Origin of the sequence: Enterobacter sp. WPR_3_1, assembly GCF_003635055.1 — a bacterium.
Taxonomy (GTDB): domain Bacteria; phylum Pseudomonadota; class Gammaproteobacteria; order Enterobacterales; family Enterobacteriaceae; genus Enterobacter; species Enterobacter ludwigii.
Window position 1 is genome coordinate 32,156 of sequence record NZ_RBXU01000015.1, and the last position, 12,457, is coordinate 44,612.

Genomic DNA, 12,457 nt, shown 5'->3' on the forward strand with positions numbered 1-12,457 from the left:
CACCAAGGTGGTTACACACAAACCCCGCTTCGGTCTGCATCCCGGAGCGTCTATATGGGACAGCGCAAAAATTGAATACACAATCCCGTTCACGTTCACCGCTGGTGCAACTGGAACGAATTCGTAAAAGTTTTGATGGTAAAGATGTTATTTCCGGGCTCAACCTGACCATCAATGACGGTGAGTTCCTCACGCTGCTTGGCCCCTCTGGCTGCGGCAAAACAACCGTACTGCGCCTTATCGCCGGACTGGAAAACGTCGATAGCGGTCACATCCACCTTGAAAACCAGGATATCACCCAGGTCCCCGCCGAAGAGCGGCACGTGAATACCGTCTTTCAGAGCTATGCCCTGTTTCCGCACATGACCGTGTTCGAGAACGTCGCATTTGGCCTGCGGATGCAAAAAACACCGACCAGCGAGATCCCGGCTCGCGTTACCGACGCGCTGCGCATGGTGCAACTGGAAGAATTTGCCCAGCGTAAGCCACACCAGCTTTCCGGCGGCCAGCAGCAGCGCGTTGCTATCGCCCGCGCTGTGGTCAATAAACCGCGTCTGCTCCTGCTGGATGAGTCACTTTCCGCGCTGGACTATAAACTGCGCAAGCAGATGCAGAACGAGCTTAAAGCCCTGCAGCGCAAGCTCGGCATTACCTTTGTCTTCGTTACCCACGATCAGGAAGAGGCACTCACCATGTCGGACCGTATCGTGGTGATGCGTGATGGCAAAATCGAGCAGGACGGCACGCCACGTGAAATCTATGAGGAGCCGAAAAACCTGTTCGTGGCCAGCTTCATTGGGGAGATCAACATTTTCAACGCCACGGTGATTGAACGCCTGGACGAACAGCGCGTGCGGGCCAACGTAGAAGGCCGCGAGTGCAATATCACCGTGAATTTCGCCGTCGAAAAAGGGCAAAAGCTCAACGTCCTGCTGCGCCCGGAGGATCTGCGCGTTGAAGAGATCCACGGCAATACTGATGCCGAGGGACTGATTGGCTATATCCGTGAGCGCAACTATAAAGGGATGACGCTGGAGTCTGTCGTCGAACTGGAAAACGGTAAGATGGTGATGGTCAGCGAGTTCTTTAATGAGGACGACCCTGATTTCGACCACTCCCTCGACCAGAAAATGGTTATCAACTGGGTAGAAAGCTGGGAGGTTGTACTGGCTGATGAAGAACACAAGTAAATTCCAGAATGTGGTGATTGCTACTATCGTCGGTTGGCTTGTGTTGTTTGTCTTCTTACCCAACCTGATGATCATCGCCGCCAGCTTCCTGACACGCGACGATACTGACTTCGTAAAGCTGGTCTTTACGCTGGACAACTACTCGCGTCTGCTCGATCCGCTTTATTTTGACGTGCTGTTGCACTCGCTTAATATGGCGCTGATCGCCACCGTTGCCTGCCTGGTGCTGGGTTATCCCTTTGCATGGTTTCTGGCACGTCTGCCGCAAAAAGTGCGTCCACTGCTGCTCTTTTTGCTGATCGTGCCTTTCTGGACCAACTCCCTGATCCGCATCTACGGGCTGAAAATTTTCCTCAGCACCAAAGGCTATCTGAACGAGTTCCTGTTGTGGCTGGGCGTGATTGATACGCCAGTGCGCATCATGTTTACGCCGGGTGCGGTCATTGTGGGTCTGGTCTACATCCTGCTGCCCTTTATGGTGATGCCGCTCTACTCCAGCATTGAGAAGCTGGATAAACCGCTGCTGGAAGCTGCGAGAGACCTGGGCGCCAGCAAACTGCAGACCTTTATCCGGATTATCATTCCGTTGACCATGCCTGGCATCATTGCAGGTTGTCTGCTGGTAATGCTGCCGGCAATGGGCTTGTTCTACGTGTCCGACCTGATGGGCGGCGCGAAAAACCTGCTTATCGGCAACGTGATTAAGAGTCAGTTCCTGAACATTCGCGACTGGCCGTTCGGTTCCGCTATCAGCATTACGCTCACGGTGGTGATGGGTCTGATGCTGTTGATCTACTGGCGTGCTTCACGATTACTGAATAAAAAGGTGGAACTCGAATGATCGGTCGACTGCTTCGCGGCGGTTTTATGACCGCCATCTATGCGTATCTTTATATTCCGATCATTATTTTGATCGTGAACTCGTTTAACAGCTCGCGTTTCGGCATCAACTGGCAAGGTTTCACTACCAACTGGTACAGCCTGCTGATGAACAACGACAGCCTGCTGCAGGCTGCTCAGCACTCCCTGACGATGGCGATTTTCTCCGCCACCTTCGCCACGCTGATTGGTTCGCTTACCGCCGTGGCGCTCTACCGCTATCGCTTCCGCGGTAAACCGTTCGTCAGCGGGATGCTGTTTGTGGTGATGATGTCGCCGGATATCGTCATGGCGATTTCGCTGCTGGTGCTGTTTATGCTGCTGGGCGTCCAGTTGGGCTTCTGGTCACTGCTGTTCTCTCACATCACTTTCTGCCTGCCGTTTGTGGTGGTCACCGTCTTCGCACGCCTGAAAGGGTTTGACGTGCGCATGCTGGAAGCCGCAAAAGATCTGGGAGCCAGTGAGATGACCATCCTGCGCAAAATCATCCTGCCGCTGGCGATGCCCGCCGTTGCTGCCGGATGGCTGCTGAGTTTTACCCTGTCGATGGACGATGTGGTGGTCTCCTCCTTCGTCACCGGCCCGAGTTATGAAATTCTGCCGTTGAAGATCTATTCAATGGTGAAAGTCGGCGTCTCGCCCGAGGTGAACGCGCTGGCGACCATACTGTTAGTGTTCTCGCTGGTGCTGGTGATTGCCAGCCAGGTTATTGCTCGTGATAAAACAAAATCTCAGGGGACAATGAAATGAAAAAAATGCTTGCCGCTGCGGCACTGGTGCTCGGAATGGGTGCCGCGCACGCTGATGACAGCAAAACGCTCTATTTCTATAACTGGACCGAGTATGTGCCACCTGGCCTGCTGGAGCAGTTCACGAAAGAGACGGGCATCAAGGTTATCTATTCTACCTACGAGTCGAATGAAACCATGTACGCCAAGCTCAAAACTTATAAAGAAGGCGCGTACGATCTGGTCGTCCCGTCGACCTATTTCGTCGATAAAATGCGCAAAGAGGGCATGATTCAGAAGATCGATAAAACGAAGCTCACTCACTTCAACAATCTCGATCCGGAGATGCTCAATAAGCCGTTTGACCCGAATAACGACTACTCCATTCCTTACATCTGGGGCGCAACCGCCATTGGGGTCAACAGCGAGGCTATCGATCCGAAAACCGTTACAAGCTGGGCCGATCTGTGGAAACCGGAATACAAAGGCAGCCTGCTGTTAACCGACGACGCGCGCGAAGTGTTCCAGGTAGCGCTGCGTAAGCTCGGCTACTCAGGCAATACGACGGACCCGAAAGAGATTGAAGCGGCCTATAACGAGCTGAAAAAGCTGATGCCTAACGTGGCGGCATTTAACTCTGATAACCCGGCAAACCCGTATATGGAAGGCGAAGTGAATCTGGGCATGGTGTGGAACGGCTCCGCGTATGTTGCCCGTCAGGCCGGTACGCCGCTGGAGGTAGTGTGGCCGAAAGAAGGCGGGATCTTCTGGATGGATAGCCTCTCTATTCCTGCAAACGCGAAGAACGTTGACGGTGCCCTGAAGCTGATTAACTTCCTGCTGCGCCCGGACGTCGCGAAACAGGTTGCGGAGACCATTGGTTATCCCACCCCGAACCTCGCTGCGCGCAAGCTGCTCAGCCCGGCCGTCGCGAACGACAAATCGCTCTATCCGGATGCGCAAACCATCAGTAAAGGCGAGTGGCAAAACGATGTCGGTGAAGCAAGCCGCATCTATGAAGAGTATTACCAGAAATTAAAAGCGGGCCGGTAAGCGGCCAGGCTTTCTTCCTCACTCCGTCTTAGCGGAGTGAGGAACGATTAACTGACGGCGTTCTCCCCGGCCCAGATCGTGGCCTTCCTCATCGCCTCGACGATCTCTTCCTCTGCCAGCCCCAGCGCGTGACTTATTCTGCTTGCCTCATCCCACTGCTGCTGCTCGTAGTAATGGCAGAGGCGAACCATATCCGCTAACTGCCCTTCCTGATGGCACAACGCATTACTCACGCTCTGCGGGACAGCAATTTGCGTCATCAACTCTGCCATCGGCAGCTCAAGCAGGGTATCAAGGAGTGAGAACAGACCGCACATGAACGCATTCTCAGCCAGCATCGGCTCATTCAGCTTCTCGGCAATCAGCTCACAGAATTTCCCGCGCATCATACTCATCGGGTAAAGCTCGGTGACGGTGTCGTTGGCTGCACTTGCCAGCACTACAACGGCCACAAACCTTCTGAGCTGATTTTCTCCAAGATACCTCAGCACTTCACTCAGCGTTAACTTGCTGAAATTACAGGCCCCCATGTGTTTAAAGGCGGTGTGCTTCATATAGCGCATGATTTTATAGGACAGCGTGAGGTCGCTTTTGATTAACGCCTCGATGATCCGAAAGTCAGGTTTATTGCGCCCTACTTCCATTTGCAGACGGAAAATTGCAAGCTGATTTTGCGATAGCCGTTTATATTTAATCACCTCCGGACGACAGAAAAAATATCCCTGAAAAAGAGAAAATCCGGCATCGCTGTATTGTTTGAATTCCTCTTTAGTCTCAATTTTTTCAGCCAGATATTTAATATGCCCGGTCAGGCTTTTACGCTCACTCAGGTAATTTTGAATTTGCGCTAAGGTGTAATTCTGGACATCAAATTTGATGATGGAAATATAGGGCAAAAAAACATCCCATTCCGGTGCGAGAGTGAAATCATCGAGCGCAAAACAGTACCCGTGCTCATACATTTCTCTCACGGCCTGCAAAAGCGCCTCACCCGGGTCAGCATCTTCAAGGATCTCAATGACCACGTTGTTTTTGTCCAGCGCCTCAGCGCTGCGGTCGATAATCATCCGGGAAGGAAAATTGATAAACGACGTATGTTCCCCGGCGATGCGCTGGGACGGCACGGATAAGAACTGGTCTGATATCATTCTGGACGTGGCATATTCCGCCGACACATCGGGGAAACGGTTGGTCATTCCGTCTCTGAAAAGCAGCTCATAGGCCACGGTATTCATATCGAGGTTAAAAATGGGTTGTCTCGCGATAAATCCATACATATCCCATCCTCCTGAACGTCTTTATATTTATTAGCATCCCCTATCTGCACAACGATAACGAGCATTATCGAACACTAATTTGATTGAATGCACAAAATAAAAGCATCCACACTAATTAACGGGAATTAGCGATCAAAAATTTAAATTAAATATACCCGGTGCTCTACAGAAACATGGCGAAATATCCGATAAGTGATCTGTGCCTGCCCGACATGCACGTCATTACGGGAGTTGAGAATGAAAGACGCCATGGTCCGAAAACAAAAAATAAGAGTCAAGACGTTGATGCTATTGTCCATTTTCCTCACCGTGACGGTGGGCTTTACGGCAACGATCGGTTTTATGATGTGGCAGTGGATGGATCAGCAAGAAGTGCTGGCTAAAAAACACATCCGTCAGATTGCTGAAGTGCAGTCTTTGCAGGTCAGTAAACAGATGGATTCCGCCCTGGCGGCCGCGCGTGACATGGGAAATAGCGCTCAGGCACTGCGCGACGCGGGCATCGCTGATCGACAGGGACTCAACCAGCTGCTAATCCATTATCTCTCAGCGCACCCTCAGTTTCTTTCAATGTCGATGGCCTTTGAACCTGATGCCTTCGATGGCAACGATGCCACCTTTGCCGGTCAGAGCGGTGAAGATCCCGCCGGACGTTACGCCCGCTACGTTGACCGTGACGCCACAGGCAAACCGGCATTACATCTGCTGACGGACATCGAAACGCCCGGCAGCGGCGATTATTATCTGCTGCCGAAGCAACGGCAAAAAGATGTCATCATCGAACCCTATATTTATCCCTACAATGGGGTGGACGTAATGCTCACCTCGATTGCCGCCCCCATCATGCGTGAGGGTCAGTTCCTGGGGTCCGTCACGTCGGATTTCTCACTCGCTACCCTGCAATCGATGATCGGGGCGATTAAACCGTGGAACGGTACAGGCTACGCCCTGCTTCTGTCGGCGGGCAACAGCGTGGTTTCCAGCCCGGATAAACGTGCCGTAGGCAAGCCTTACACCGGAACTGTCACAGGGGATGAGGTGATACGCACAAACGATCCTCAACTGAAGGAAGAGGCATTTATCACCTGGCAGGCGATTACCATCGGCAACAGTCAGACGCCCTGGAAGCTGGCTATCGTCATCCCGGTCAGCGAAGTGATGGCCGAGGCAAGACAATTTTTACTGAAAGCCATCCTCCTGATGGTGTTAAGCATTGTGGTTGTCAGTCTGGTCATGGCGCAAATCTTTACCCGTAAAGTGGACCGCCCGGTGGGGGGCGAACCGTCAGATGCCGCCGGGATCGCGCTGGCCGTGGCCGGAGGCGACCTGAACAACGCTATCCCGGTGCGTCCCGGGGATACCAGCAGTATTTTTTACGCCCTGCACACCATGCAAATGCAGCTCAAGCGCATCGTGGGTAACATCAGCGAAGCCAGCCACTCCGTTCACGGTGGCACCAGTGAAATTTCGGCAGGCAATCTCGATCTGGCCTCACGCACCGAAGAACAGGCAGCGGCGATTGTCGAAACCGCAGCCAGCATGGAAGAGATTTCGGTCACGGTGAAAAATAACGCCGACAATGCGCACAAAGCTACCACCCTTACCGATCGCGCCGCGACCCTTGCCGGACATGGCGAGACGCTGGTCAACGATGTCGTGGTGGTGATCGGGGAAATTGACGAAAGCGCCCGTAAGATTGGAGAGATCAACAGCATTGTGGACGGTATCGCCTTCCAGACCAATATTCTGGCGCTGAATGCCGCCGTAGAAGCGGCGCGCGCGGGCGAACAGGGGCGCGGTTTTGCAGTGGTGGCGGGTGAAGTGCGCAACCTTGCCCAGCGAAGCGCCAACGCGGCAAAAGAGATCTCCCAGCTGATAGCCGAGTCTTCAGGCCGTGTCAGCAAAGGCGTTGAGCTGGTCAATGAAACCGGCGTCATGATGAAGCAGGTCATTGAGGCCGTGTCGCATGTGCATCTGGTGATTAACGATATTGTTCAGGCTCTGGATGAGCAGAATCGGGGAATTAGCCAGGTCAGCATTGCCGTCAATCAGATGGACAGCACGACCCAGCAGAACGCGTCCCTGGTACAGCAGATCTCGGCAGCGGCCCTGTCTCTGGACGAGCAGGCGAAATCGCTGGAGAAAACGCTGGCGTACTTTACGCCATAAACAAAAAAAGGCACCCGCAGGACGGGTGCCTTTTCAGGCTATCGCGATTACAGCCCTTTCAGGAGTTTATCGACAAACTCCGGTACGACGGTACTGGCCAGGCCATAGTGCTTCTCTTCGAACTCGCTGCCCACCTGGCTCGGCTCAAGATTCAGCTCAACCGTATGCGCACCGTGCAGCCGCGCTTCGTGAACAAAGCCGGCCGCCGGATAGACATGGCCAGACGTGCCAATGGCGATAAAGACATCCGCCATGGCCAGCGCGCTGTAGATGTCATCCATACCAAGCGGCATTTCACCAAACCAGACCACATGCGGGCGCAGGCGCGACGGAAACTGGCAGCAGTGGCACTTATCTTCAGGCAGCACGTCCTCTTTCCAGTCCAGCACCTGACCGCTCCAGGCGCAGCGAACTTTCAGCAGTTCACCGTGCATATGGATGATGTTTTTGTTACCGGCCCGTTCATGCAGATTGTCGATATTCTGCGTAACCAGCAAAAAACGATCGCCAAGCGCCTCTTCCAGCTTCGCCAGCGCCAGATGCGCCGGATTAGGCACAACCTCTGGCTGCTGCAGCTGACGACGGCGGGCGTTATAAAACGCCTGCACAAGATCCGGATCGCGGGCAAAGCCTTCCGGCGTCGCCACATCCTCAACACGGTGCTCTTCCCATAACCCGTCCGCAGCGCGGAAAGTACGAATACCTGACTCTGCGGAGATCCCCGCCCCGGTCAGCACCACCACTCTGGGTTTATCCATCGCTTCTGGCATCATTCTGTCTCTGAAAAAGATCCGCTGGCGCAAGCGCTCACGTAAGCGGCGTTTATTTTTGCGAAAACGGCTGAGTCGACCTAAGCGACGCGACAGCATAAAAACCTCGTAAACTAATCGGTGAGATGAAGGAATGCGGCTCCGCGCATCCCTCCTGCGTCCCCGTGTCGCGCACGTTCAATACGCGGCACGCGGGCAACCGGCAATAAATGTCGGGGCAAACGCCCGGACAGCTGTTCCGTTAACGCGCTAAAGTTTGAAAGCCCTCCCCCAATCACCAGCAGATCCGGGTCGACGATGGTGAGAATATTTCCCAGACACACCGCCAGCAGATCCAGATAGCGCTCAACGTGCTCTCGCGCCTGCGCATCCCCCTGCTCCCACAAGGTAATGATTTGAGGGGCTTCAAGTTTCTGATGATAGAAGTGTTCGTAAAGCCATGCAAACCCACGTCCGGAGAGGTAGTTCTCAATACAGCCATGCTGACCGCAACCGCAGCGGGTCAGCGGGAAGTCGCGCCCGACGACCGCCAGGGCATCAACCGGCAGGCGGATATGGCCGAACTCTCCCGTAATGTAACTGCGCCCGGTAATCGGCTTACCGTTGATGACGATACCTCCCCCTACGCCCGTGCCGAGGATCAGCCCCATCACCAGAGGATAGCGCTGAAACTCATCGTCCCAGGCTTCAGAGAGTGCAAAACAGTTGGCATCATTATCTAAACGCACGTCGCGTTCAAGCAGAGCGGAGAGATCGGCGCGCAGCGGTTTACCGCTGGCAGCAGGAACGTTGGCCGCATACAGCGTACCATCGTCAGTTTCGGGCATTCCCGGAATACCAATGCCGACGCTGCCTTTCACGCCAAAGCGTGAATCAGCTTGCGCCACCAGCGCGGCAATGGCAGTTAAAAATTCATCGTAGCTTTCGCGTGGTGTGGGAACGCGGGTTTCCCACTGCAGTTTGAGGTTTTTATCAAACACGCCCAGCGCAATTTTGGTGCCGCCAATATCAAATCCATAATACATCATGCATTCCTCTTTTTGATTTGGCGGCCTGACGACCGCTAAATCATGACGTAATTACTGGCCACTTAGTACCCTCGCCGGATCAATTCGGCTTGCGCGACGCGCCGGATACCAGCTTGCCAGCAGACTCAGTAAAAGTGCCGTTACCAGCACATAAAAAACGTCCAGCCAGTGCAATTCAGACGGCAGGAAGTCAATAAAATAGATATCACCCGACAGGAACTGGTGGCCAATAAGCGCCTCGATGCCATTGATAATTGGCGTCAGCTGCAGAGAAACCACCACGCCAATCACCACGCCGCAGAGGCTCCCGAACAGCCCAGCCAGCAGACCGTACCAGACAAAGATGGCGCGAATAAGACCGTCTTTTGCCCCCAGGGTACGCAGGACGGCGATGTCGCCGCTCTTGTCTTTGACCGCCATCACCAGCGTCGAAACGATATTAAAGCACGCGACCCCAATCACCAGCACCATCGCCAGATACATAATGGCGCGGATCATCTGGATATCACGGTACATATAACCGTAAGTGCCAATCCAGCTTTTGATGTAGACATAGTTATTGGTCACGCTGCCGGCATCACGCACTAGTTTATTGGCGTTGAAGACGTCGTTGACCTTAATGGCAATCCCCGTCACGCTGTCGGCCATGTCGAGATACTGGCGCGCATCTTCCATCGGCACCATCGCAAAGCTGTGATCGAGCTGGCCGCTTAACTGAAGAATACCGGTGACGTGCAGGCGTACACGTTTAGGCTGCTGCAGCTTGTGGTCGGCACTGGCGTTCGGGATCATGATAGAGACCCAGTCGCCCTGCTTAACCTTCAGGGCCTCGGCAACGCCTTTGCCCATAATAATTTGCTGTTCACCGGCCTTAAAGTTTGCCCACGCGCCGTTTTGCACATATTTCGGCAACGCGCTGAGGCGCTCTTCCTGCACCGGGTTCACCCCTTTTACCTGAATGGCGCGCAGGTTAACGCCGCTCTCGACCAGCCCGGTAAAGTTAATGTAAGGCGCGGCCGCCACGATGCCTGGCACTTTTTCAATTTTGCTCAGGGCATCGCTCCAGTGCGTCCACGGCTGATTCACCGGTTCGATTTCACCGTGCGGGACCACCGCCAGGATGCGGTTATTCAGTTCACGCTCAAAGCCGTTCATGGCGCTAAGGCCCACGATCAGCACCGCCACCCCCAGCGCAATACCGATGGTGGAGATCACCGAGATCAGTGACACCATGCCGCCGCGACGACGTCCGCGGCTAAAACGCAACCCTATGAGTAACGATAACGGTGAAGCCATTACTCCGCCCCCATCAGGGTCAGTTCTGGGTTCAGATGACCGTCGCGCATCTCAAGCTGACGTCCCATCCGTTTTGCCAGCTGGAGATCGTGGGTTACCACCAGAAACGCGGTTCCCTGCGAGGCATTCAACTCACCCAGCAGCTGGAAAATACTGTCCGCGTTGCGGGCATCCAGGTTACCCGTTGGCTCATCCGCCAGTACCAGGCGCGGATTGTTGACCAGCGCACGCGCAATGGCCACACGCTGGCGTTCACCGCCGGAAAGTTCAGAAGGACGATGGTTACCGCGATGCCCAAGCCCAACCGCTTTCAGCATATCGCTGGCGCGGGTAGTAATTTCTGCGGGTTTCTTTTTACCAATCAGCAGCGGCATCGCCACGTTTTCCAGCGCCGTGAAATCCGGCAGCAGGTGGTGGAACTGGTAGATAAAGCCCAGCTCGCGGTTACGCAGCTCCGCTTTTGCCGCAGATGACATTTTGCTCATCGGCTGGCCGGAGAAAATCACGTCACCGCTGGTGGGTGTATCCAGTCCACCGAGCAGGTGTAATAACGTACTTTTCCCGGAGCCGGAACTGCCCACAATCGCCATCATCTCACCTTCGCCCACGCTGAAGCTCACATTGTGCAACACGTCAGTCTGCACAGTGCCTTCCTGATAGCGTTTGGACAGGTTGTCGCATTGCAACAGGATCTTATTCATAACGTAAAGCCTCAGCGGGTTGAGTGGCGGCAGCGCGCCAGGAAGGATAAAGCGTAGAAAGCAGCGCAATGGCCATCGCAGCCAGCGCAATTCCAATCACCTGTAACGGTTCGATAGCCACGGGCAGCGCCGCACCATCAAGCAGAGCGCCGATGATCGGCATTAAATTGTTAAGCTGGCTGGCGAGCAGCGCCCCCAGCACCGCACCGAGTAGCGCACCGATAATCCCGGCACTGGCACCCTGCACCATAAATACCGCCATGATCTGGCGCGGCGTTAGCCCCTGAGTCTGCAGAATGGCGACTTCACCCTGCTTTTCCATCACCATCAACCCCAGTGAGGTGATGATGTTGAAGGCCGCGACCGCCACGATCAGGCTCAGCAGCAGCCCCATCATATTTTTTTCCATCCGCACGGCCTGGAACAGCTCGCCTTTGCGTTCACGCCAGTCCTGCCATTTGGTCCCTTCCGGCAACGTTTGCTGGCTGAGGGTATCCACTTTTAGCGGGGCGTCGAGCCACAGGCGCCAGCCGGTGATATTCCCCGCCGGATAGCGCATCAGACGTGACGCGTCCTGAATATTCACCAGCATCTGATAACCATCGACTTCGCTGTTGGCGGCAAACGTGCCAACCACCGTAAACAAGCGCTGGCTTGGCAAACGTCCCATCGGCGTAAACTGACTGGCCGACGGTACCATTACGCGCAGCTGGTCGCCACGGTTGACGCCAAGCTGCCCGGCCAGTTGCTCGCCGAGGATCACGTTATATTTGCCGGCTTCCAGGTCGGTCTGCTTCACGTTCACGAGGAACGGCGTCAGCGGGTCGTTTTGCGCCGGGTCAATGCCCAGCATCACGCCGACCGCCACGCTACGGGCGCTTTGCAGCACCACATCGCCCGTGGTTAACGGCGCAACGCGCGTGACACCCTGTAACTTCGCCGCGCTTTCCGGGAGCTGTTGTGGGTTAACGGAACCGTTGGTTGAGGAGAGGATAGCCTGCGGCATCAGCCCCAGAATGTTGTTTTGCAGCTCGCGCTCAAAGCCGTTCATGACGGAGAGAACCGTCACCAGAGCCATTACGCCAAGCGTAATGCCAATAGTCGAAAGCCAGGAGACAAAGCGACCGAAGCGGTCCGCGGCGCGCCCACGCATGTAACGTAAGCCTATGAAGAGTGCGACAGGTTGGTACATGAAATCCGTCTGTTTGCTGATAGCAGACCCACGAGTATATAAGCGAATCCCTTAAGCGTAAATGACTGAAACCGTAAGCTTTGGTAATCATTTTTCTGAAAAATTCAGATAAATCAGGGTACTACTCTCTGAAACCTCCCTGTACAGCCTCCACCTTTTCCGAAAAACCTCCTG

General features: G+C 54.5%; 11 protein-coding genes. 5 read left to right on the plus strand and 6 right to left on the minus strand.

Annotated elements, in window-relative coordinates; translation table 11 throughout:
- Positions 1-38 precede the first annotated feature (38 nt).
- From potA to potD, 4 genes are read left to right on the plus strand one after another with little or no spacing between them, the layout of a single operon-like run.
- Positions 39-1,190: a spermidine/putrescine ABC transporter ATP-binding protein PotA gene (gene potA, locus BJ887_RS21005; protein WP_229216884.1), complete on the plus strand. Its 1,152-nt coding sequence runs from the start codon at positions 39-41 to the stop codon at positions 1,188-1,190.
- A complete protein-coding gene (potB, locus tag BJ887_RS21010) occupies positions 1,174-2,031 on the plus strand; it encodes a spermidine/putrescine ABC transporter permease PotB (protein WP_121340384.1) in 858 nt (285 codons plus the stop codon). Before potA ends, potB begins: the two co-directional genes overlap by 17 nt.
- Entirely contained in the window at positions 2,028-2,819 is a 792-nt protein-coding gene (gene potC / locus BJ887_RS21015) for a spermidine/putrescine ABC transporter permease PotC (RefSeq protein ID WP_014169603.1), read from the plus strand. Before potB ends, potC begins: the two co-directional genes overlap by 4 nt.
- The gene (potD, locus tag BJ887_RS21020) at positions 2,816-3,850 is read left to right on the plus strand and encodes a spermidine/putrescine ABC transporter substrate-binding protein PotD (RefSeq protein WP_121340385.1); all 1,035 of its coding nucleotides are present in this window, start codon (positions 2,816-2,818) and stop codon (positions 3,848-3,850) included. Before potC ends, potD begins: the two co-directional genes overlap by 4 nt.
- A 47-nt stretch (positions 3,851-3,897) precedes the next feature.
- On the opposite strand, the gene BJ887_RS21025 is transcribed toward potD, so the two are convergent.
- Positions 3,898-5,127 (minus strand): EAL and HDOD domain-containing protein, encoded by a 1,230-nt coding sequence (locus BJ887_RS21025; protein ID WP_063156123.1) that lies wholly within the window; start codon positions 5,125-5,127, stop codon positions 3,898-3,900.
- 237 nt (positions 5,128-5,364) lie between these two features.
- Here BJ887_RS21025 and BJ887_RS21030 point away from each other — a divergent pair, with 237 nt between their 5' ends.
- A complete protein-coding gene (locus BJ887_RS21030; RefSeq protein WP_121340386.1) occupies positions 5,365-7,296 on the plus strand; it encodes a methyl-accepting chemotaxis protein in 1,932 nt (643 codons plus the stop codon).
- 47 nt (positions 7,297-7,343) lie between these two features.
- Here BJ887_RS21030 and cobB read toward each other — a convergent pair whose 3' ends face one another.
- The 5 genes from cobB to lolC are packed head-to-tail and all read right to left on the minus strand — an operon-like array spanning position 7,344 to position 12,283.
- Complete coding sequence (cobB, locus tag BJ887_RS21035; RefSeq protein ID WP_014169599.1) at positions 7,344-8,165, minus strand: Sir2 family NAD+-dependent deacetylase; 822 nt, start codon at positions 8,163-8,165, stop codon at positions 7,344-7,346.
- Between the two features lie 14 nt (positions 8,166-8,179).
- Positions 8,180-9,091 (minus strand): N-acetylglucosamine kinase, encoded by a 912-nt coding sequence (gene nagK, locus BJ887_RS21040; RefSeq protein ID WP_025204444.1) that lies wholly within the window; start codon positions 9,089-9,091, stop codon positions 8,180-8,182.
- A 54-nt stretch (positions 9,092-9,145) separates the two neighbouring features.
- Positions 9,146-10,390 (minus strand): lipoprotein-releasing ABC transporter permease subunit LolE, encoded by a 1,245-nt coding sequence (gene lolE, locus BJ887_RS21045; RefSeq protein WP_014169597.1) that lies wholly within the window; start codon positions 10,388-10,390, stop codon positions 9,146-9,148.
- Positions 10,390-11,091, minus strand: a complete 702-nt coding sequence (lolD, locus tag BJ887_RS21050; protein ID WP_025204445.1) for a lipoprotein-releasing ABC transporter ATP-binding protein LolD — start codon at positions 11,089-11,091, stop codon at positions 10,390-10,392. Before lolD ends, lolE begins: the two co-directional genes overlap by 1 nt.
- A complete protein-coding gene (lolC, locus tag BJ887_RS21055; protein WP_025204446.1) occupies positions 11,084-12,283 on the minus strand; it encodes a lipoprotein-releasing ABC transporter permease subunit LolC in 1,200 nt (399 codons plus the stop codon). Before lolC ends, lolD begins: the two co-directional genes overlap by 8 nt.
- Positions 12,284-12,457 lie beyond the last annotated feature (174 nt).